This window comes from Micromonospora sp. MP36, assembly GCF_008119785.1.
Classification (GTDB): domain Bacteria; phylum Actinomycetota; class Actinomycetes; order Mycobacteriales; family Micromonosporaceae; genus Micromonospora.
In genome coordinates, this window is record NZ_VSFA01000056.1 from 25,295 (window position 1) to 46,948 (window position 21,654).

Genomic DNA, 21,654 nt, shown 5'->3' on the forward strand with positions numbered 1-21,654 from the left:
CCTCAGCAGGCGGACGATGTCCGGGGCCGGCCGCTTTGGGCGGGCCTCAGCGCCACGATCGCCGTCACCGGCGCTCGCTCTGCAGCCGCAGCTGGGTGTATGCGCGGTTGGCCATGGTGGTGAGTAGCACGGCGGAACTGACGTGGGTGCGCCCGGTGGAGAGGTCCCGCCAGACCCGTTCGAGGCGTTCCCCCTCTCGCACGGAGGTGCTGCCGCCCGTCGGTTGGATGATCTCGTCGACGGCCCGCCAGGCCAGCGACGTGGCCTCTCGGCAGGTCAACGCGATCCGCAGGTCCTCCTCGGCGGTGAACGCTCCGAGCGGCTGCTCGGACAGCTCGTGCCAGCGCCGCGCCGTGGCGAGCACGAGCGTCTCGGCGGCGTCGATCATGCTGCTGGCCTGCCCGTACCAGAGCTGGAAGTCGGGGTCTTCCACCCTGGGCGGGAACGGCGGGAGGATCGTGGGGCGGGAGAACATCAACTCGGTGTACGCGTCAAGCGCGCCCTGGCACATGCCGACCGCGATGTGTGCGCCCTCCAGGGCCATCGAGCTGGCCGGCGCGCCGCCGTACTGCGGGTGCTCGTGCAGGTCCCGTCCGGGGGTGCCGCCGGTCACCGAGATCTCCTCGAAATTGACCTCCAGGGCGAAGTGGCTGGGGATGTGCCCGTCGGTGATCCGGATGCTGTGCGATCCGCTGCCCTTGAGGCCCAGCTGCCAGCCCCAGTCGTCGAGCATCTCCCACTGATCGCGCGGCGCGATGAACAACAGCGGGCGTGGCGGTTTCCCGTCCTCGACGATCATCGTGTTGCCGATCAGGTGGGTCGCGTACGGCGCGCCGGAGCAGTACTTCCAGACGCCGTTCAGGATCCAGCCGCCGTCCGCGGCGCGCCGGGCTGTGCCATGCGGGGCGTTGACGAGGGGCGCGATGAAGTCGCCGCCCTTGAAGATCTCGGCCTGCGCCTTCTCCCCGAACATGCTGCCGGCGAACAGCGAGTGCGCCGCGCCCAGGCAGTACATCCAACCGGTCGACGCGCAGGCCCGGGTCAGGATCATCACGATTTGCAGGAAGGTGTCGAAGCCGAACTCGTAGCCGCCGTAGCGCTTGGGCACCGTGATGCGGTAGAAGCCGGCGTCCCGGAACGCCCGATGGGTGTCCTCGGCGTAGTAGGTTCGCTCCTCCGTCTCACGCTGGCGGGCCACCAGGGCGGGCGCCATGGCCTTGGCCCGCTCGATCAGCACGGCCGGGGTGACGTCGGGCTCGGATGGCAGGGCCATGCCCTGCACGTCGTTCGCGGTGACGGTCATGGTGTCAACCTCTCAGATCGTCGAATCCGGGTCGGCCACCATCTCGCCGATCACGCTGAGAAACCCGGCCACCTGCTCTTCGATCTCGGCCCGATCGAACAGGTGGCGGCTGAAGCTGAGCCCGCCAACCACTTCGGTGTTGCTCAGGTGCATCGACCAGATCATGCCGTCCGGGGTTTCCGAGCCGACCGGCTGCGGCATGACCCGCCGCCAGATCGCCGTGTACTCGAGGTCGCCGATCCGCTTGCCCTGCATCAGGTAGGGCGGCTGGACGGCTTGGAACAGGCACGGCACCGCGTCGGGGCCGACCGATGCCATCAGCTCGGGCGCCTCGGCGAGCACGTGCAGCAGCGGCAGCTCATGCTTGAAGGCGCCGACGCAGGCCGTCCTGGTGCGGGCGACGACATCGCGGAAGGTGCGGCAGTCGCGCAGATCCACCCGGAGCGGGAGGAAGTTGAAGAACGACCCGACCGTGGACTGGAAGCGGTGCTGACGGCCCGGCGCGAACGTGGGCACCACGATGTCGGTCGCCTGGGTGCGCCGGTTCACAAAGACGGCGAACGCGGCGAGCAGCACCATGAACGGCGAGCTGCGCGTCTCCCTGGCCAGCCGGGACACTTCCGCGCTCAGGTGCGCGTCGGTGGTGAAACGGTGATAGCTCGTCGCCGGGGCCACCTGCTCGTCGCGGCGCGTCGGCGCGACCAGGATCCGGGCGCCGCGCAGCGTCTCACGCCAGTAGGCCCGTGCGGCAGCCACCGTCGGCCCCGCGGCCTCCTCCTGCTGTGCGGCGATGTAGTCGCGGTACTGGGTCACCTCGGGCAGCTGCGGCTCGTCCCCGGCGACGCGAGCCGCGTAGCACTCCGCCAAGTCCCGCAGGATCACCTGGAGCGACCAGACGTCCGCGGCGCTGTGGTGGGTGCAGAGCACCAGCACCGAGTCCTGCTCGTCGAAGCGGCCGAGCACGGCCCGCAGCAGCGGGACCTCGTCGATCGGGAACGGCCGGGTCTCCGCCTCGATCATGAGCTGCTCAGCGCGCCGGTCCCGGTCCACGCCCGGCGAGCCGTCCAGTTCGATCAGCTGCAGCTCGGGTTGCCGGGCCGGCAGCACGCTCTGCGTGCCGCCACCGTTCTCCAGGTGCAACACGGTACGCAACGCCTCATGCCGCTCGACCACGTCGGCCAGTGCCAGGCGCAGGACCTGCGCGTCGACACGTCCGTGGAGCCGCCACCCGCCGACCTCCACGTAGTGCGGCCCGAACGGCCCGGCTTCGAAGCCCTGGGCGAACAGGCAGAGGAACTGCTGCTGGAGTGAGAGCGCGGTAGGCGCCTGCGGGGCTTCCGGGGTGATGGTCATGGCAGTTTCTCCTTACTGGAGGTTGACGTCGGCGTCGTGGAGGGCATCGATCAGCGTGCCGCGTTCTAGCTCGTCGGCGACCAGCTGAAGTTCGTCTGCGAGGTAGCAGTCGTCGTCGAGAGTGGGCACCAGCGACCGGATGGTGTCGTAAGTGATCCGGCCGGCCGGGCTCAGCCTGTCGAGGCGCCCGGAGACGTCCACCGCCTGCGCGGCGGCGAGGAACTCCAGGGCCAGGATGATGTTGTTGTTGCGCAGTACGCGCCGGCAGTTGCGGGTGGCGATCAGGCCCGTGCTGACCACGTCCTGGCTGTCGCCGTCGGAGGGCATGCTGTGGGTGCTGGCCGGGTCGATCGTCCGGTTTTCCGCGACCAGCGCGGTGGCCGGGTACCGCGCGCCGGCGAAGCCGCGGTGCAGGCCATGCTCGCCCTTGATCAGAATCTCCGGCAGGCCGTCGCTGAGGCGCCGGTTGAGCAGCCGGTTGCTGCGCCGTTCGGAGAGCACGCCGAGCTGGGTGAGCGCGATGGTCAGGAAGTCCATCACGAAGGCGACCGGCTGGCCGTGGAAGATCTCCCGGTCGGGGAAGAACAGCGGGTTGTCGGTGGCCGAGTTGAGTTCGATCTCGAGCTTGAGCCTGGCGTGCCCGAGTGTGTCCCTGACCGCGCCGATCACCTGCGGCACGCAGCGCAGCGAGTACGCCTGTTGAAGACCGACGTCGGAGCGGAACACGGAGCCGTTGCCGTTCTTCATTCTGGCGGCCACCCGCCGGCGGCGATCCGCGTGTTCGATGATCAGCCTGCTGCCGCTCATCAGCGCGCGCATGTTGGCGGCGCTGGCAATCTGGCCGGCGTGCGGGCGGGCTTCGTGGCCCGCCGGCTGGAATGGGCTCATCGAGCCTTGCAGTACCTCGATGACCAGCGCCGCCGCGATCTCCGCGTGCCGTGCCTGGGCCAGCGCGTACTCGGCCACCAGGGCGGCGACGCCGGTCACCGCCGAGGTGCCGCTGATCAGCCCCAGACCTTCTTTGAAGTGCAGCCGCAGCGGCTCGATGCCCAGCGAGCGCAGCACCGGACCGGTCGGCGTCCGCACTCCGTCGCGCAGCAGGTAGCCCTCGCCCATCAGGGTGCTCGCCAGGTGCGCCAGCGGGGCGAGGTCGCCGCCTGCGCCCAGCGAGCCGATCTCCGGCACGGCCGGTGTGAGGCCCTCGTTGAGGTGGAGTGCGATACGTTCGAGCACTGCGGGCCGCACGGCCGAGTGCCCCTTGGCGAGGGCGTTCAGTCTCGCGGTGACCATGGCCCGCGCCTCGACCTCGCTCAGCAGCGGGCCGATGCCGGCGCTGGGGCTGCGCACCAGGTTGGTCTGGAGCTCGGTCTCCTTGGCCGTTTCGGAGAGGATGTAGATCATCTCGCTGTAGCCGGTGGTCACCCCGTAGACCGGGATGTTCCGCCGCACAGTCTCCTCGAACTGCTCCCGGCTCAAGGCCGCGCGCTGTAGCACCCGGGTGCTGAGGGCGACCAATGCGTGGTCCTCGGCGACGCAGCGCAGATCTGGAAGGCCGAGCGTCTCACCGTCGAGATCGACGTTGACGTCGGTTCCGACCGTGGTCATTACGCTCCCTAGTGGTGTGACGAACGGATGGTCACTGCCCTGCTACCTGGCCGCGCCCCGATTGTCATGACCGTCGGGAGGGCCTTGCATCTTCGTGGATGCCGCCGCCTGCCCGCCGGTCAAGAGGTGCGCCAGGTGGCCCCATGACGCGTGCCACGCGACGTCCCGCATTGATGGAGATGCGACCGCCGACGGCGGCGCTCGGCCGGCGCATGTGGATCGTCGTGCGCACCGAAGGTGCGAGGGGCCGGTCAGGCGGCGGCGGCGATGCGCTCGTATCCCGGCTGCGGGGCGTCCTGCGTCTCGCTCCTCCGGTCCATCGCGTACTTGCGCGCGTCGAGCAGGGCAAGCAGCACCGGCGGGTCCAGGTCCCGGGTCGGCCGCAGCTCCAGGTCTGCGGCGATCATCGAGTCGGCCCGTACCGTGAACGGACCGTAGGTGGCGACCGACACCGGCCGGTCGGCGATGTCCGCCCCGGTACCGACCTCGGCTCCGTCCAGTGACACTGACTGCGCGAGCAGGTACCAGGTGCCGAGCGGTACCGAGTTGAAGACGACCCGGCCGGGTTGATCAAGCACCGCGCAGCGTACCGGTCGGCCCTCCGGGATCCGGTGGGCGAACATGCCCACGAAGATCACCGCCTGGTCCGGCTCGGGCAGGCGCAGCCGACAGGACAGCCGGGCGTTCGAACGGCGGCTCGCGCTGTCGGCGGCGGCCTGGATGGCGACGGCATACCCGGCGCGGCGCCGGTACGCTGTCGGCGACATGCCCACGCTGCGGCTGAAGCGCGAACTGAACGTACCGACGCTGTTGTACCCGACCTGCACGCTGATGTCCGCGACGTTCATTGATGTGGAAACCAACAGATGCTTGGCTCGCTGCAGGCGCAACGCCGACAGGAAACGACCGGGCGAGACGCCGGTGAGCCGCTGGAAGATCCGCGTGAAGTGGAACTTGCTGAACATAGCCGCGCGGGCCAGGTCGTCGATGGTCAACTCGTCGCCCAGCCGCTCGTGCATCGCTTCGATCGCCCGCCGCACGGCCCGTTCGGCAACGTCCTCCATGATATCCCCCTGATGGCAGTCGACGACCCTGGAATGGCAAAGCAATTCGGGACCACATTTCTCGCCTGCCTCGACAATGACAGGGAATAGTCGCCGAAATTGTCCTTTGGCATCGGTATCATCGATGGATGTGGAACTCCCTGATCCCCGGAGACAGGCTAGCCGACCCCCAGATGGCGAGCAATACCCTCCACTTACGAGCCGAGTACGCAGCGCACACGTGAAGTAAATTTGGATACTGATGCTCACTGCTGTCGGCAGCAGGAATCGTCAACCTCGACGCGTCGTCCGCGATGATGGATACCGATGCTCACCGCTGCCCGCAGTCTGAATCACCAACTTCAATGCATCATCCATTTCAGAGGTGCTCGAAAACGGGCGTTCTACACCATGGCGAATCGCCGCGCAAATCGTTCCCAGAAACGCCTCCATTTCTTGGGACCGACGCCGCGCGCTGCCGGTATTACAAATCGGTACAGGACGGTCGAGCGCTCAGGCGCCAAGCGTCCGCAGATCGTGGTACAGCGTCCGCCCGACCTGGCGGTCAGCTGCCGGGCTCGCACATGACGTCCGCCGCACCAGGTCGGCTTCGCCGTGACCGGCCGCCCGGCACTTTTCGCCGGCCGCGTCGGTGACCCGGCGCGACGCCCACGCGGTCGGCCGCGCCAGGCGCCCGGCCGCACGCTCGTCCGGCGCGAGCCCGGCGACCTCGCGCGCCAGCCGTGCACGCCGCCACCGCGATCCGCGGTTCTGGCCGGAGTCCGAGCGCTCCGACCCACGCCGAGTCGATCCAGCGGTCCACAGCGGGTGGCCCCGGCCACCGCGTCGTCCCCGAACTCACGCTGTCACGGCGCGTGCGCGGCGGCCTACCGATGACGGTACAGATCGGACTGATCCCGCCGCCGCCCATCACACAAAGTGTCGATTCAGCTACACCGCACGGATCGAGAAGACATCGCATACGAGATACGCCGACAATATCCATGCCCGCATAGCCACACCCGCTGAGGGAGACCCGTTGCCAACGCAACCCGCCGGACTTCCGCGCCGGCTGTCGCCAGGCCTTGTCGGCACCGTCATAGTCAAATCACGGCACCTCGCCGCGCAGCCATCTTGGGCACTTCATGGGTAACACCGCACTGCCGCACCATTTCATAAAAACGTTCCCGAGGGATTCCGAATGATTATTCCGACACCCGAACAGCACTCAACTCGGCACTAACGAGAAAGGCTCCCTCGCCATGGGTCGGGTCGGCGGGTTTGTGGGCGGCCACGGTCGCGTAGCGCGACCCGAGGCAACACCGGCCACCAATCGGCGTTCCCTCGGGCACCAACCAGGCGCGTGTCTTCTTTTGCACAGTCGCGGGGTCGCCTCGTCAAAGTACAATCGCCCCGACCTTACGACGAACCTGGTCTATGAACAGAACACCGACGTCGTGCAGCGAGAGCACCGGCACGGGCGGGTGACCGTTGACGTGCGGGATGTGGGGTTTCCATGCGCATATCGGATCTGAGCAGGCAGACCGGTGTACCGGTACCCACGATCAAGTTCTACCTTCGCGAACGCCTGCTCCCGCCCGGCGAGCCGACCGGCCGCAACCAGGCCGCCTACGGCGAGGCGCACCTGCGCCGACTGCGGCTGATCCGCGCGTTCACCACCATCGGCCAGCTCGATCTCACCTCGGTCCGGACACTGCTCGCCGCGATCGAGAACGAGAAGCTCCCTCTGCCGGGGCTCTTCGATGTTGTCAACCGTACGCAGGTCCCTCAGGAGGGTCCCCGGCCGGACAATGCCAGCGTGTTGCGCAGCGCGCGCGACAGCGTCGAGGGCCTGATCAAGGAGCACGGCTGGCAGGTCGACCCGGACGCGCCGGTCAGTACCCACCTGGCGCAGGTGCTGGCGGCGCTGCGACAGCTGGGCTGTGACTGCGAAATGGACTTCTTCACCGCGTACGCCGAGGCAACCGAGCAGCTCATCGTGCGGGAGCTCGACCTGCTCTCGCCGGAGAAACCCAACCGCGCGGCTGCGGCCGCGCGCAGCGTCCTGCTCGAGGTCGCGCTGACCGCGATCCGCAGGATGGCCCTGGAGCACCACGTCGCCCTACGGTTCGGCTGACCGGCTCACTCGTCGACGGCCGGCTGACGCAGGCGGTGCGCGAATGCGGGCCAAAGCCGCAAAGTCGCGGCCAGAGCCTCCCCGGAATGATGTCCCGAGGAGGCTCTGACCTTTACTGGAGGGCGGTTCGGCTATCTCATGGGCGCGGGTCCTCCTGGACCTTCAGCGCGTTGAGGATCGGCTCGCGCTCACCGATCTCGCTGCGGAGCTCGACCTTCAGGTCGCCGCCGGTGTGCTTGACGGTGACCGTGTTCACGTCCGCGGTCAGCGCGCCCGCCTTCGCCTGTACGTCGTGGTCGTGGAGCACGGCCTTGCCGTCGACCAGGACATCGAAGGTACGCATGCCGGCCTTGACCTTGTCGATCTCCGCGAAGTCGAGGCCGATCTGGTACGTGCCGGCGGGTGCGTTCTTGAACACGTAGGCGAACGTCTTCCCGGTCCGCTGGGTCCGGAACAACGCGTCATCCTCGGTGCCGGCGATGTCCGCCTTGGTGGCGCGCGCGGCGCCTCCGACGTACCCCCACGGTCCCGAGCCCAGCGGCTGGTCGGGCGACCAGACGAAGCCGTCGGCACCGACGTGCCCGGAACCGCCCACGTCGACGCCCTGCCAGTAGGCAGAGGTCGCCAGACGGACCGGCGTGTACTGGGTTTCGCCCTTGCCGGTGTTCGACGCCACGAGCACGTCACCGACGAGTACGCCGGGCTGGACCCCGGTGTTGTCGACGGTCGCCCTGACCGTGGTGGACTCACCGACCGCGAGTTGGACCGTGCCGGTCGCGGCCGCACCCGTCAGCGTCAGCCATGGAAGATCGGCAGCCTCGTGTCCGTCCTTGGTGCGGCGTTGCTCGCTGAGCCGGACCTGCAGTGGCGCGGAGCCGGTGTTGGTCACGGTCACGTCGGCGCTGGCCGTCTGGTCGGAGTTGAGGAACCAGTCGAGGCCGGCTCCGGTGATGGTCGCGATGCCCGTGGTGAGCGCAGTGTCGACCACCTCGGCCTGGTCCTTCTTGGCGATCGTGACCGGGCGGCTGGCCGTGACGTAGTTCGGCGCCGCGACCTCCACGGTGTTCTCGCCGACCAGCGCCTGAGCCTTCCAGCGACCCGCGGCGTCGGCCGTGATGACCCGGTCGCCATTCGGCGACTTCAGCGTGACGACCGCACCCGCGATCGGTTTGCTGTCGTTCGCGTCGGTGACTGTGCCCTCGATCGTGCCCGCGGCCGGGAGGGTGTACTGCAGCCCCAGGCCGGCCGTGAGGACGGGCTGGTTGAAGGAGTACTGGCTCGCGGGGTTGCGGTTGAGGCTCTCCACGCCGACCGTCGCCGAGGACCCGCGGGTCACGGGCTTCTCGCCGCCGATACCGTCGCCGTACCCGATCTGGATCCGTCCGTCCGCGATCAGGGTGACCGAGAAGCTCACGCGGGCCGTCCGGTCACTGTAGAAGGTGACGTTGCGCCACTCGATGACTTGCGCCGCCAGCCCGTCCACCTCGGTCGTGCCGAGGTAGATGCCTGCCTGGGCGTCGACGATGAGGTCGTCCCAGAGCGGATAGATCGCGTCGATCGGACTCCGCGACGGCAGTGCCGTGTTGTTCCCCAGCGAGCTGGCCCGGTCGAAGACCAACGATCCGTTGGTCGTCACGCACACGCCGTCCCAGGCCGTGTCGTAGAACGGGAAGAGGAAGCTGGAGTCGAACCACAGCACTCCGCAGAGGTCGTCGCCCGTCCAGCCGGAGTTCTCGGTGCCCTGGCGGTAGAGCCCGTCGGTCACCTTCAACGAGTAGGAGCGACCGGCGGGAGCCACCGGCACCTCGCCCGGCTTCGGCTGCTCGGGCTGCGGCTCCGGCTGGGCCTGGTCGGCGCGCGGGTCGAGCGTCACACGCAGCGCGGCGATGCTCGGGGCGCGCAGGCCCCTCGAACCCCGCAGCTCCACGGTCAGCGGACCGCCCTCGTGCTTCACGACGGCGGTGCGCCAGTCGGCGGCGTTCGACCCCACGGCCGCGGCCGCGTCGTACGCGTACTCCGTCAGCGAGCCGTCCACGAGGACGTCGAACACCCGCTTCCCCTCGGCCACCTTCTCGATCTCGGCGAACCCGAGATCGATCGCGTAGGTGCCCTTGGGCGCGTCGGGGAAGGTGTAGGTCAGGTCCTTGAGCGGCGTGGTGCGCTGCGCCTGGAACAGCTTGTCGTCCGTCGTGCCTTCGATCCCGGCCTGCGTGGAGGTGACCTTCGTCTTCCCCTCGTAGCCCCACGCCCCGTCGCCAGATGCCTGGTCGGCGGACCAGGTGTAGCCGGAGCCGTCGGTGAACGAAGGGCCGCCGGCGTTGACGCCGACCTGGTACTTGGTGGTCGTGAGTGTCACCGGGACGTAGGTCTTGGACTGGCGTCCGGAGTCGGACCTCACCACGATGTTCGCGCCGAGGACTCCTGGCTTGGCGTCCTTCGAGGAGAGCGAGACCTTGACGGTCGTCGACTCACCCGGGGCCAGGGTGCCGCCGGTCGAGGAGAGCGACAGCCACGGCAGGTCGGTGAGCAGGTCGTCCTCGACGTCGACGAGCAGGACGTCGTCGGCGATCTGGTCCGCGGCCCAGAGAGCGCCGGTGGAGTCGGTCTCGAGACCGCCGCCCTGGCCCGTCTTCTGGCCCGGGAACCACCACGCGTTGACGAGCGAGCAGTCGTCGGGGTTCACCTGCAGCAGGCGGGTGGGCCTGTTCGAGGTGAGATCGGTGTACCAGATGGTGTCGGACGCCTGGTTGTAGGCCAGGCCCATCACCTCGGGCAGCGGCGGGGCGCAGAAGGACAGCATCTCGCCCGCGTTGTCGTGCGAGGTGCCCGCGACGGTCCCGATCATGCCGTTCCTCCGGCCGCCGACGTAGAACACGTCCTCCGCCGGGTTGTAGGCGAGTCCGGTCAGCTGCAGCGTGGACCAGGCCCCCTTGATCTGCCGTGTCTCCTTCCCGGTCTCCCGGTCGAAGCAGTGGATGTAGCTGGCCGGGCTGTCCTCCATCTGGCACATGTCGCCGGTCTTCGTATCGAGCGCCATGTCGAACGCCCGGTACGCGGGGTTCCACGACGCGTCAAAGACCTTGCCGGTCGGCTTGCCTGTCACCGTGTACGCGGTGTTGGTCCGCTTGTCGTAGTCGTGGACCCAGACGTCACCGTCGTACCCGATTCCGCTGGGCTCCTTCTCGGCGATCGTGCCCGGAATCTCGATGCGGGCGATGACCTCGCCGCCGGAGGTCGTGCCGACCTTGGCGGCGGCCTGTGCCTCCGCGGCGCTCACCGTCGCGCCCTTGCCGTCGATGTTCGACGGCTTCATGCCGCTCGCGCCGGCCTTCCAGGCGGTGAGGTCGATGGTGCTGTTCGCACCCGTCCCGGTGCGCGTGGTGGCGCCGGCGGCGTCGAGCTCGGGGTGGCGCGCGGCCTCCCCCAGGTCGTACGTCAGCGGTGCCGAGCCGGTGTTGGTCAGCGTCAGCGTGCCGACGCCCTTCTGGTCGGTGCCCAGCACCGCGTCGAGGCCGTCGGCCTTCAGGCCGGCGACACCCGTGGTCAGCCGCGCGTCGATCTTGGCCTTCGCGTAGAGCTTGTCGAGGGAGAAGGGGTATGCCGCGGTCGTGTAGTTCGGCGCGTCGACCGTCATCGTGTAGTCGCCGACCGGAAGCTGGCGATGCACGAGGCCCGTCCCGTTGGTCGTGACGGCCTCGACGAGCCCATTCTTGTTCGTGAAGGAGACCTTGGCCCCGGACACCGGCAGCCCGTCGTTCTGGTCGACGACGGTCGCGTCGAGGTAGCCCCAGTCGGGCAGGTCGTAGGTGACGATCATCCCGTCGTGCAGCACCGGGGCGTTGTCGGAGAACCGGATGCCGTCGACGCCGGCCCAGCCCTGTATGCCGGTGATGGCGCGGGCGCCGCCGGTCACCGGGTCGTCGGTCCCGATGCCGTCGCCGTACCCGAAGATCACCTTGCCCGAGCGGGTGAGCGTGGCCGAGAAGCTGACCGGCTCCGTGTACTCCGACCGGATCGGGTAGGCCCAGATCTTGGCGTTGCGGAACTCGATGACGAACGCGTCCTCGCCGTCGACCTTGGTGGCCGCCGTGAAGACTCCCCCGCCGGGGGCGAACTGGACGGGGGTCTGGACGTAGAACGGGAAGATGCCCGCACCACCGGTGCCGGGACCGGTGGCGGCGTCCGGGGCGATCACGCCGCGCAGGCTGATACCCAGGGTGTCGTGGCTTCCGTTGTAGAGCGCGACCGGGAACGGCAGCTTCACCGTGGCCCAGACGCCGCTCGGGAACGCGACCGGGTCCGTGCCGCGCAGGTACTCGCCTTCGGAGACGGAGCAGGTGTAGCCGCCCTCGTCGACGACGAGCGCAACCGGGATCTCGCGCGACTCGTTCTGCGCGCCGACGGTCAGCGGGACGGTCGTGGGCGAGAAGCAGGCGTTGGGCTTGATGTTCAGCGCGTACCCGCCCTCGGGGACAGCGGCGATCGTGAACGCGCCGTTGGCATCCGTGCGCACCGCGGCCAGTGGCGTGTCCTTGACGGAGACGTCGGCGTTCGGGACGGGCTTCTTCTTGTCGTCGACGACCTTGCCGCTGATGTCGTGGCGCGCCGCGGCGGTGAGGGGAACCTCGAGGGAGGTGTTCTGGCCGAGGGTGATCGTGGCGCTCGCGGTCGCGGTCAGGTAGCCGAAGACCTTGGTGCTGATCTGGTAGTCGCCGACCGGGAGGTTCATCGTGAACCGGCCGTCCTTGTCGGTCCCGATGGACCGGCTGAACGGTCCGCTGATCGTCACCTCGGCGGCGGGGACCGGGGCGCCGTTGGCGGTGACGATCCCGGTCAGGGTGCCGCCCTGGCGCGGCGCGAGCTGGAGCAGGCGGACGAGGTCGAGCCGGCCCTCGCCGTACTTGTTGTTGAAGGCGGCGGTGCCACCGCACTCGGTGTCGTCGACGTCGACGGCCGACTCGGCGAGCAGGCGGCGGGTCTCCTCGACCTGCCCGATGAGGGTCGGGTCATAACTCCACAGCGCCGCGACGGCGCCGGCGACGTGGGGAGCCGCCATCGAGGTGCCGGACATCTCGGTGTAGCTGTTGTTCGGGTAGGACGACCGGACGGTCACGCCGGGGGCGGTGATCTCGGGCTTGATCCGGCCGCCTTCACCCTCGCCCTTGCGGGAGAACGACGCGAGCGTGCCGTTGGACGCGTAGGCGCCGACGGAGTAGGCGCTCTCGGCGGAGCCGGGCGAGGAGACGGTGTCGCAGGCCGCGTACGGCGAGGTGTTACCCGATGACCAGACGCTGAAGATGCCCGCGGCGCTCCAGGCCTCGTCGATGGCCTGGAAGAAGTCGTCGAAGTTGTGCTCCGCGCTCTGGCCCCACGAGTTGTTGATGACGTGGGGGCGCTTGGAGACGTCCGGGTTGTTCCCGTGGACGTCGGTCGGTGCGAGCAGCCACCAGCCGGATTCGAGCAGCGACTCGGGGCCGTTGGACGCGCAGCACCCGTTCGTCGCGATCCATTGCGCGTCCGGGGCGACGCCGACGTGGTTGGTGCCGTCGTCGCCGACCATGGTGCCCATGGTGTGCGTGCCGTGCCCGTTGTCGTCGCACGGCGTGGCCGCACACGTGCCCCGGGTGGCCATCCAGTTGTAGTCGTGGTTGAACGTGCCGTCGCCCTTGTTGCCGCGGTAGGAGCCCACCAGCGCCGGATGGTCGAACTGGACGCCAGAGTCGAGGTTGGACACGGTGATGCCCGCACCCGTGGCACCCATGGCCCAGGCCTCCGGAGCGTGAATGGCCTCCAGACCCCACGAGACGGTGCCCGCATCGGCGCCGGCCTTCGGGGCGGCGGGGCGGACGGCCTGGTCAGCCGGGCTCTTCTCGTCCACGGGCTCGACCAGCGCGACCTGCGGCGTCGCGTGGATCTCGGCGACGTGCACCACCGAGGCCACGTCGAGGGCGAGGTTCTCGGTGCCGCCCTTGACGAGCACAGCGTTGGCGATCGGGTAGGAGGTGTATTTGACGCCTGCCCGGTCGAGTTCGGTGGAGACGGATGCCACGGAGTTCTTCGCCGCTGCGGTCAGCGCATCGTAGACGAACTGCCCGCGAGTGGTCCAGTCGGCGATCTTCTTCGCCGGCGCGAGGTCGGCCTTGGTGTCGAACGTGATCCAGAAGTCGGAGACCGGCTTCGTGCGGAAGCGGTCCTTCAGGTCCGACGCGATCTTGCTGGCGGCCGCACCGGGATCCGGCTCGGCGGCCGACGCCGACGGTGGCGCGATCATGCTCAGGCCGACCGCTACGGCCAGCGAAGCGACGAGGGATTTGAGTCTCATGCGGGGTCCTCCGCCTACAGGGGCTGGTAGGGGTCGTGGCTCTTGTGGTCGCCGGCATCGCCGGCGTCGCGGGCATCGCCGGCATCGCGGGCATCGCCGGCATCGCGGGCATCGCCGGCATCGCGGGCATCGCAGCGGGCATCGCTGGCGTCGCGGGCATCGCCGGCGCTGACGCGCGGTTCGCGCGACAGCTCAAGTGGTGGCTGGTGCTCGATGACGGAGTCGTCACGCGCGACAGGTCGCTCAGGCATGCGCTGCCCCAGGGCCATGGATCATGGAGTCATGCTCGGGGGGGCGAGCGGCCTTCGCTATCCAGCGGATACGTCAATTTTCACGACGGGTCGTCGAGGGAATCCTCTTCTGCGAACACTCCGGCCTCTACCGCCTTGACCGCGAGCGCGGTCCGGGAGGTCACCTTCAACTTGCGCATCGCCGCACGCAGCTGTTGATCCACGGTGGCCGGCGACTTGGCCAGAATCCGGCTGATCTCCCGGTTCGTCTTGCCGCCGACAACCAGTCGGACCACGTCGAGCTCACGAGGTGAGAGCTGGTCGCCGTACCCCCGTCGACCGCCGCGCCACAATCGCGGAACCTCGGCGCCGTGTTCGCGAAGCCGCTGTGCGACACGGTCCGCATCGCCGCGGGCTCCGAGCCTGAACAGTTGCTCGTACTGTGCGGCCAGCAGCTCTCGGCCCTGTTCGATCTGGCCTTGCGCTATGAGCGCCTCGGCTTGACGCTCGCGGGCGAGCATGGCGTCGTAGGGGCGCGGCAACGTGCTCCAGGCCCGCGCCGCCCGATCGTATGCCGCCGCCGCGCGAGCGTGGTCTCCGGCTGCGGCGACCAGCAGGGCACGGCATACGGTGAGCGCCGCGCGAGGCGCAGGCGCCGTACGGCCACGCAGTCCTCTGGCGAACTGGTCGCCCAGGCGTGTCGCGGCCTCAAGGTCACCCGCGGCGAGGTGCGCCTCGATCCGGGCGGGGACGAGGTCCGTCGCCCAGACCCAGATGCCTTTTCTCCGGACTGTGTCCATCGGCTCGTTCGTGATCTGCAGCGCCCGGCCGCTGTTTCCGTCCGTCAGCCACAGTCTGGCCAGCGCAGCGGCGGCCTCCATCGTGTCGTCGGCTGCGCCGAGACGGGCAGACTCCTCGAGGACCAGCCGGAACTGCTCCTCCGCAGCGCGCCGCCGTCCGGCCGCGGCTGCCAGCCGGGCCGCGAGCCGAATGCTGCCGAGATAGAGCGCCGGCCGGTCTCGGTCGGCATCGGCGAGTGCCGCGCTTCGCTCCGCGAGCCCCTCCCACCGACCGGTGAGCCACGCCAGGTTGGCCTGTTCGAGTCGGACGTTGTATTGCAACCGAGACGCCTGCTCGGCCTCGGCAAGGCGCATGGCCACGACGAGATGTTTCTCCGCCTCGACGTACCGACCCCAGATCAGTGCGCCGGTCCCGACATTTGCGTGGATGCGGGCCACGTCGAGACGCTCCGCCGAGGTCGCACCGTCGATGGGCAGGTCGGCGACGACGTCCCAGGCCTCCTCTTCGCCGAGCATGAGCAACGCAGCGGCACGGTTGCCGGCCAGGTTCAGCCGCACTGCGGGAGAATCGACTTCGGCGGTGAGCTCAGCGGCGCGATCCAGCCAACGCCGATGAGTCGACGCCGGCCACGGCCCCGCATAGGCCCAGCCAAGATAGGTCATCGCCCGCGCCGCCTCGACCGGGTCATGGTCGAGGTTGGCCACCGCCTGCTCGAGCTCGCTGAGTGCGGCCTGCGCCTCACCCCCGGTGATCAGGAGCCGACCCAGGGGGTTGCGGATCTCGGCCTGCTGGCGTGCGGAGAGACCGGGGGTCTCCAGCACCGAACGCAAGGTACGGATCACGCGGTGGTAGACCTCGTCGACCGGTTCACGACGGCCCAGCGCGGCTACTCCGGCGATGCGCGCGACTCGTGCTCGATCCGACGGCGGCAGCTCGGACCACGACAACAGATCGACCAGCAGGGCGACCGCCTTGGTGTGGTCACCCGAGGCCATGGCCAGCTCAGCGCCCTGCTCGGCGTACCGCGCCCAGGACTCCGTCTCGCCCGCCTCACGGAAGTGGCGGGCAAGGCGTGCGACAGGCGGCGGATGGATGTCCTCCAACGCCCGGCCGGCCAGCAGGGGGAAGTGTCTGCGATCGGTCAACGGGATCGCTTCGTAGACAGCCGTGGCGGCCAGCACATGCCGGAACCGCCACTGGCCGCGGTCGTCTCCGTCCAGGACGCCGGCATCGGCCGCCTCCGCGATAGCGCCTCGACACGCATCTGGTGACAGACCAGCGGTCACCGCGATCGTGGCCACCGACGACTGCTCAGCCAACGTCGCCGCGGCTCGCAACACCTGCTGCGCCGTCGGCGACAGCCGGCCCACCCGCTCCCGGGTGGAGTCGCGCACCGTTGGCGGCACCTGCAGCTCGCTCAGCTTCAGCCGGACCCACTGCCCGTCGCGGAAGACGAGGTCGGCACGGTCGCACATGAGGCGAACCGACTCCTCCAGCGCCAGCGGAACGCCACCGGTCCGCTCGTGCATGAACGTCGTGAACTCCTGCGATATCGGGTTGCCGTCGAGCATCGAGGACACCAGCGCCGCCGTGTCGCTGGGTCGCATCGGCGCCAGAGCGATCCTCAGCTGGGTCACGCCAGCAGGCAGCCGGGACGTCAGCCGCAGCAACAGCGATCCGACGTCCACCTCCTCCGGCCGATAGGAGATCACGAGGCTTGGCCCGTCCGACTGCTGTCGGGAGGTGACGAACAGCAGGAACTCCAAGGTCACCTCGTCGGCCCAGTGAGCGTCCTCGATCACGAGAACGTCGACACGCAGAGCCCGGAGCAGCTCGTCCAGGGCGCGGAACAGGCGATGCCGTGCCGCCTTCGCATCGTCCAAGGGCTCCAACGCGGGCGGCAGGTCCGAGGACCATTCAGGGAACAGGGGCCGTAACGCACCCGCAAGATCGGTGAGCCGCAATCGCGACGCCGGCCGGTCGATCCCACGGAACGCGTCGACGATCGGCCCCAACGTCAGCGACTCTCGAAGCGGTGGGCACACCGAGACCAGGGCAGTGCGCTGGTGCGGCGCGGCCAACCACTCTCGCAGCAGTCGGCTCTTCCCGATCCCCGCCTCGCCCTCTACCAGCACGATCGCCGGTGGCCGGGCCAAGGCGCCCCGGAGCGCCGCCATCTCCCGATCACGACCCACGAAAGCCGGCGTAGAAACCGTCGGTGAAGTCCCGTCGTCCTCGGGCGAGGGGTCGAGCATGCGTGATGATCTCGCTTTTCGGGGCTCGGGCGCAAGTACCATCGCGGCGACTCGCGTTGCGATCCTCAGCCGGAGTGAGCGATGTCCACCGACAATGGTGACGGCGCCCCGCGCCCAGGGTGACCCTCTGGGGACGTGATATCAACGGTCATCGCGGGATATGGCTCTGGCACAGCCATGGTGACCGTTGTTCGTTTGATGTCAGGCGGAGAGGATGATCCAGTGGCGTATCGGCGATGCGGGACGCCGATGTCGGATGCGCGCAGGTGAGCCGACGTGGCTGGGCGTTGTTCGCCCTTATGTCCACCGTATGGGGCGTTCCCTACATGCTCATCAAGGTCGCGGTAGTCGGCGGGGTGTCGGCGCCCGTGCTGGTCTTCGCGCGGACCGCGATCGGGGCCGCGCTGCTCCTGCCCTTGGTGTGGCGAGGCGGGCAGTTGTGGCAGGTCCGGCGATACTGGCGGCCGGCGCTCGCGTTCGCCTTCCTGGAGATTCTCGCACCCTGGTTGCTGCTGTCGGACGCCGAGCAGCGGCTGTCCAGCTCGACCACCGGGCTACTGATCGCCGCTGCGCCGATCCTCGGCGTGGCGCTGGTCCGGCTGACCGGCACCGAACGGCTCGACAGGGTCCGCTGGGCCGGGTTGGCGCTCGGCCTGGTCGGCGTCGCCGCGCTGGTCGGGCCCGGCCTGGGCGGCGGGGATGCCAGGGCGGTCATCGAGGTCGTGCTGACCGCAGTCTGCTACGCGCTCGCCCCGCTCGTCGCCGACCGCTATCTGCAGGACGTGCCCACCATGCCGCTGACCGTGGCCTGCCTCAGCTTCGCCGCTCTGGTCTACACCCCTGCCGCGATCTGGACGTGGCCGAGCGCCATGCCCAGCGGCGAGGTGCTGGCAGCGATCGCCGCGCTGGGGGTCGTCTGCACGGGGCTCGCCTTCGTGGCGTACCTGGAGCTCATCAAGGAGGCCGGCCCCTCGCGCGCCCTGCTGTTCATCTACGTCAACCCGGCGGTGGCGGTCGCTGCCGGGGTGCTGCTCCTCAACGAGCCGTTGACCCTCCTGATCGTCGCCTCCTTCGTGTTGATCATGGCTGGATGCGCCCTGGCCACCCGGGCCGACAAGGCTGCACCTCCCCCGGACCCCGCAGCCCGCCCCGCCCAGCTGAAGCCAGAACTCCGATCGTGAAGCCAGCTCAAACCCCGCCGGACCTCAGGTGCCATCGGGGCCTTCTGGTTCCGATTGGTGACGACCTGTGGTCCGGCCGTCATGCCGCGCCACCAAGGCAACCTCGCGCGGACACCGCCGGCCGGCTGGAGGCCGGCGAAGCAGATGACATTCACAGACCGCCGCTCGCCAGTCTCTTGACGACTTCGGCTATCACCTCGTCCGGAAGGGAGAAGCACACGCGAACGTACGGACGCTCCGGCGGGTTCAGGTAGAACGCCTCGCCGGGCACCGTGCCGATGAGGGTTCTCTTCAGCAGGACCTCGGCCGCCTCCGCCCCGCTCGCCACTCCCATCGGCGAGCAGTCGACCAGCAGGTAGTAGGAGCCCTCAGGTTCGTTGGGCGACAATCCGGCGGCCGCGAAGCCTTCCGCCAGGGCACGGCGCTTGCCGTCGTACATGGCACGCAGGTCACGGTAGTACTCGTCGCTCATCCTCAGCGCCCTCGCGCCGAATTCCTGCAACGGAGTCGGCGCGCATCCCACGAGCGCGTCGGCGGCCACCCTGACCGTACTCATCAACTGCTCCGGACCGCAGACGTAACCCAGTCTCCACCCGGGAATGCTGAATGACTTCGACAGCGAAGAGATCGTCAGCGTCCGCTCGCCGAGATTGCCGACAGTCGCCGGGGCGACATGCGGGGCGGGACCGAAGTAGATGTCCTCATACACCTCGTCGGTGATGACGAGCAGATCATGTTCTTCCGCGACAGCCGAGACGATCATCAGCTCCGCCTCGGTGAACCGTCGCCCGCTCGGATTGTTCGGCGTGCAGACGATCATTGCGCGCGTCTGGTCGGTGATGGCGGCCCGCAGCGCTTCCTCGGTGATCTCGAAGGTCGGCGCGACAAGTCTCACCGGTTCGGGGCGCAGGTTCAGCACCTTGAGCGCCGACAGGTGGTAGCTGTAAAAGGGTTCGAAGATGAGTACACCGTCGCCCTCATCCAGCAGCGCCGTGAGCGTCGCCATGAGAGCGCCCGTCGCGCCGATCGTGGCCACGACCCCGGTCGCCGGCTCCACGCTGAGCCCGTTGTGCCTCTTGAGCCTGTCAGCGACGGCTTCACGAAAGACGGCAAGGCCCTCGGCAGGACTGTACGAGTGGTCGACCTGCCCGAAATCGCGGGCGCCTTCCGCAAGCAACGAAGCCGGTGGCGGCACCTGGCACAGTCCTTGCGCGAGATTGATGGCGTCGAGCTCCTGACAACGCGCAGTCATAGCCCTGATCGAGGACTGCTGCATGCCCCGCATCCTCTTGCCGACCTTTGCCATGGTTGGTCTCCGAACTCTGGTAGCTGACGCTATCGGTACAGCGGGGTGAACAGTTCAACAGGCTTTGCGCGCGTGGTTGGCCTCTGAGCGGCGCACACCTCCACCGGCGAATTCCGGGCTCCTGGCGCCTCGCATCGGCCAGCGCCGCTCTCATGATCGCTACGCCAGGCCGGCGTTGTCTTCTCTCACGTTGCCCGGGTCGGACACCGCCTCGGCCCTGGCTCGCGCCTGCCGAACACGACATCGTCGGACGGAGGGGCCGAGCCGGTCCCTATCGTCGGCACGACCGGTCGGGCTGGAGCGGTCAGGCCGATGTCCTGGGCAGAGCCGCCCGCTGCCGCAGCGGCTCCCACCAGGCACGATTGTCCCGATACCAGGCGTAGGTCTCGGCCAGCCCCTCGGCGAAGGTCAGCCGGGGCGTGTAGCCCAGCTCGGCGGAGATCTTCCCGTGGTCGAGCGAGTAGCGCCGGTCGTGGCCGAGGCGGTCGGGAACCACCCGCACCCGGTCCCAGCCGGCGCCGCAGACCTCCAGCAGCCGCTCGGTGAGCTCCCGGTTGGTCAGCTCCTCGCCGCCACCGATGTGGTACACCTCGCCGGGGCGGCCGCCGGTCAGGACCAGGGCGACGCCCCGGCAGTGGTCGTCGACGTGCAGCCAGTCGCGGACGTTGCCGCCGTCGCCGTACAGCGGGACGGGCAGGCCGTCCAGCAGGTTCGTCAGGAACAGCGGGACGACCTTCTCCGGGAACTGGTACGGCCCATAGTTGTTGGAACACCGGGTGACCAGCACCGGCAACCCGTGGGTGTGGTGATAGGCCAGCGCCAGCAGATCCGAGCCGGCCTTCGCAGCCGAATACGGCGACCGCGGAGCCAGCGGGAAGGACTCGTCCCACGATCCCTCGTCGATCGAGCCGTACACCTCGTCGGTGGACACGTGCACGAAGCGGCCGATCCCGTGGCGTACCGCCCGATCCAACAGCACCTGGGTGCCCAGGACGTTCGTGGTCACGAACGCGGCACCGCCGCTGATCGACCGGTCGACGTGAGTCTCGGCAGCGAAGTGCACCACCGCGTCGTGGCCGGGCAGCACGGTGTCGATGAGCTCTGCGTCGCCGATGTCGCCGTGCACGAATCGCAGTCGCGGATCGTCGGAGACAACGGCGAGATTGTTCCGGTTCCCGCAATAGGTCAGCTTGTCGACGACGGTTATCCCGCAGCAGTCGACATGGGGGTACGCGCCCCGCAGAATGGAGCGGACGAAGTGGGATCCGATGAAGCCGGCGCCGCCGGTGACCAGAATTCTCATCGACGCGGACGCTACCGAAGAATGGTGGCGAAGGCTTCTTCCAGCAAGCCTTGACGCCCTCGGGCACCGACCTCCGGATACCCAGAGACGCAGCCGCCGCGGAGGCCCCGCCACCCGCCAGCAGCGACGCACCTGCGCCACCAGTCGTTGATCTCCGCCAACACGCTCTTACGTAGCTTTGTCACTCGGTTACTGCACCCGCAGTACCTCGCACGCAATATCAACGGCTACCGGCGCCACAGCACCACAGGTGTGTCGTACCCTACCTCCTGACCGGCCGACTGCTGGCCCGCTGGTCTAGCGTCATGCCAGTTCAGCGGGCCTTGGTGCCTCGAACCGCGTGACCGGAGGAGTCGATGCTGGGATGACGGCAAAGCGATCGATGCCCACACAGGACGACGTGCTCGGGTACTTCGACACGCTGTCGAACTGGGGACGGTGGGGCGACGACGACGAGCTCGGCACCCTGAACCACATCACCGACGACGTTCGGCTGGCTGCGGCGCGGGCCGTGCGCCACGGCAGGAGCGTGTCGTGCGCATGGGAGGTTGCCGTACCGGAAGACATGGAGCGGTCGACGACGACGTGCCCATGCGCCGCCGATATGCCGGGTGCCGAGAACATGCCGGTGCCCGCATTCCATGCCGACCGGCGCTGGGGCTTTTCGTCCGAGCGGCTCGGCATCACCTTCCACGGCAACACCCTCACCCACATCGACTCGCCGTGCCACATCTTCTGGGACGGCACGATGTACAACGGGCGGTCGCACTCGTTGGTCGACGCCGCAACGGGATCGGCGTGGGCGGCCGTCACGG

The 21,654-nt window shown here is 68.8% G+C and carries 11 protein-coding genes and 1 pseudogene; 3 read left to right on the forward strand and 9 right to left on the reverse strand.

The annotated features are described in order from the left end of the window. Positions 1-64: 64 nt before the first annotated feature. The 4 genes from FXF52_RS27405 to FXF52_RS27420 form a co-directional block, all read right to left on the reverse strand. A complete protein-coding gene (locus FXF52_RS27405) occupies positions 65-1,303 on the reverse strand; it encodes an acyl-CoA dehydrogenase family protein (RefSeq protein ID WP_148801217.1) in 1,239 nt (412 codons plus the stop codon). Positions 1,304-1,315: 12 nt separating this feature from the next. Next, positions 1,316-2,656 carry a condensation domain-containing protein gene (locus FXF52_RS27410; RefSeq protein ID WP_148801218.1) on the reverse strand — a complete coding sequence of 447 codons (1,341 nt, stop codon included), beginning with the start codon at positions 2,654-2,656 and terminating at the stop codon, positions 1,316-1,318. A 12-nt stretch (positions 2,657-2,668) separates the two neighbouring features. Continuing rightward, positions 2,669-4,261, reverse strand: coding sequence for a tyrosine 2,3-aminomutase (cmdF, locus tag FXF52_RS27415; RefSeq protein ID WP_148801219.1), 1,593 nt, complete (start codon positions 4,259-4,261; stop codon positions 2,669-2,671). A gap of 251 nt (positions 4,262-4,512) precedes the next feature. Beyond that, the gene (locus FXF52_RS27420; RefSeq protein WP_148801220.1) at positions 4,513-5,325 is read right to left on the reverse strand and encodes a helix-turn-helix domain-containing protein; all 813 of its coding nucleotides are present in this window, start codon (positions 5,323-5,325) and stop codon (positions 4,513-4,515) included. Between the two features lie 1,495 nt (positions 5,326-6,820). Here FXF52_RS27420 and FXF52_RS27425 point away from each other — a divergent pair. Beyond that, positions 6,821-7,441 carry a MerR family transcriptional regulator gene (locus tag FXF52_RS27425; RefSeq protein WP_148801221.1) on the forward strand — a complete coding sequence of 207 codons (621 nt, stop codon included), beginning with the start codon at positions 6,821-6,823 and terminating at the stop codon, positions 7,439-7,441. Positions 7,442-7,577: 136 nt separating this feature from the next. Here the strand turns inward: FXF52_RS27425 and FXF52_RS27430 are convergent, their stop codons facing one another. From FXF52_RS27430 to FXF52_RS27440, 3 genes are all read right to left on the reverse strand, one after another. Further along, a complete protein-coding gene (locus FXF52_RS27430) occupies positions 7,578-13,763 on the reverse strand; it encodes a S8 family serine peptidase (RefSeq protein ID WP_148801222.1) in 6,186 nt (2,061 codons plus the stop codon). Between the two features lie 14 nt (positions 13,764-13,777). After that, positions 13,778-14,032 (reverse strand): hypothetical protein, encoded by a 255-nt coding sequence (locus FXF52_RS41865; RefSeq protein ID WP_187413731.1) that lies wholly within the window; start codon positions 14,030-14,032, stop codon positions 13,778-13,780. 62 nt (positions 14,033-14,094) lie between these two features. Continuing rightward, positions 14,095-17,049, reverse strand: a complete 2,955-nt coding sequence (locus FXF52_RS27440; protein WP_148801224.1) for an AAA family ATPase — start codon at positions 17,047-17,049, stop codon at positions 14,095-14,097. 266 nt (positions 17,050-17,315) lie between these two features. Here FXF52_RS27440 and FXF52_RS27445 point away from each other — a divergent pair, with 266 nt between their 5' ends. After that, the gene (locus tag FXF52_RS27445; RefSeq protein ID WP_148801225.1) at positions 17,316-18,230 is read left to right on the forward strand and encodes a DMT family transporter; all 915 of its coding nucleotides are present in this window, start codon (positions 17,316-17,318) and stop codon (positions 18,228-18,230) included. Positions 18,231-18,381: 151 nt separating this feature from the next. Here FXF52_RS27445 and FXF52_RS27450 read toward each other — a convergent pair whose 3' ends face one another. Next, on the reverse strand, positions 18,382-19,506 hold the full coding sequence (locus FXF52_RS27450; protein WP_187413732.1) for a pyridoxal phosphate-dependent aminotransferase: 1,125 nt from the start codon (positions 19,504-19,506) through the stop codon (positions 18,382-18,384). Positions 19,507-19,840: 334 nt separating this feature from the next. Beyond that, positions 19,841-20,839, reverse strand: a complete 999-nt coding sequence (gene rfbB, locus FXF52_RS27455) for a dTDP-glucose 4,6-dehydratase (protein ID WP_148801227.1) — start codon at positions 20,837-20,839, stop codon at positions 19,841-19,843. 364 nt (positions 20,840-21,203) lie between these two features. Here rfbB and FXF52_RS27460 point away from each other — a divergent pair. Next, positions 21,204-21,654 (forward strand): annotated as a pseudogene (locus FXF52_RS27460) (cyclase family protein); the annotation flags it as partial.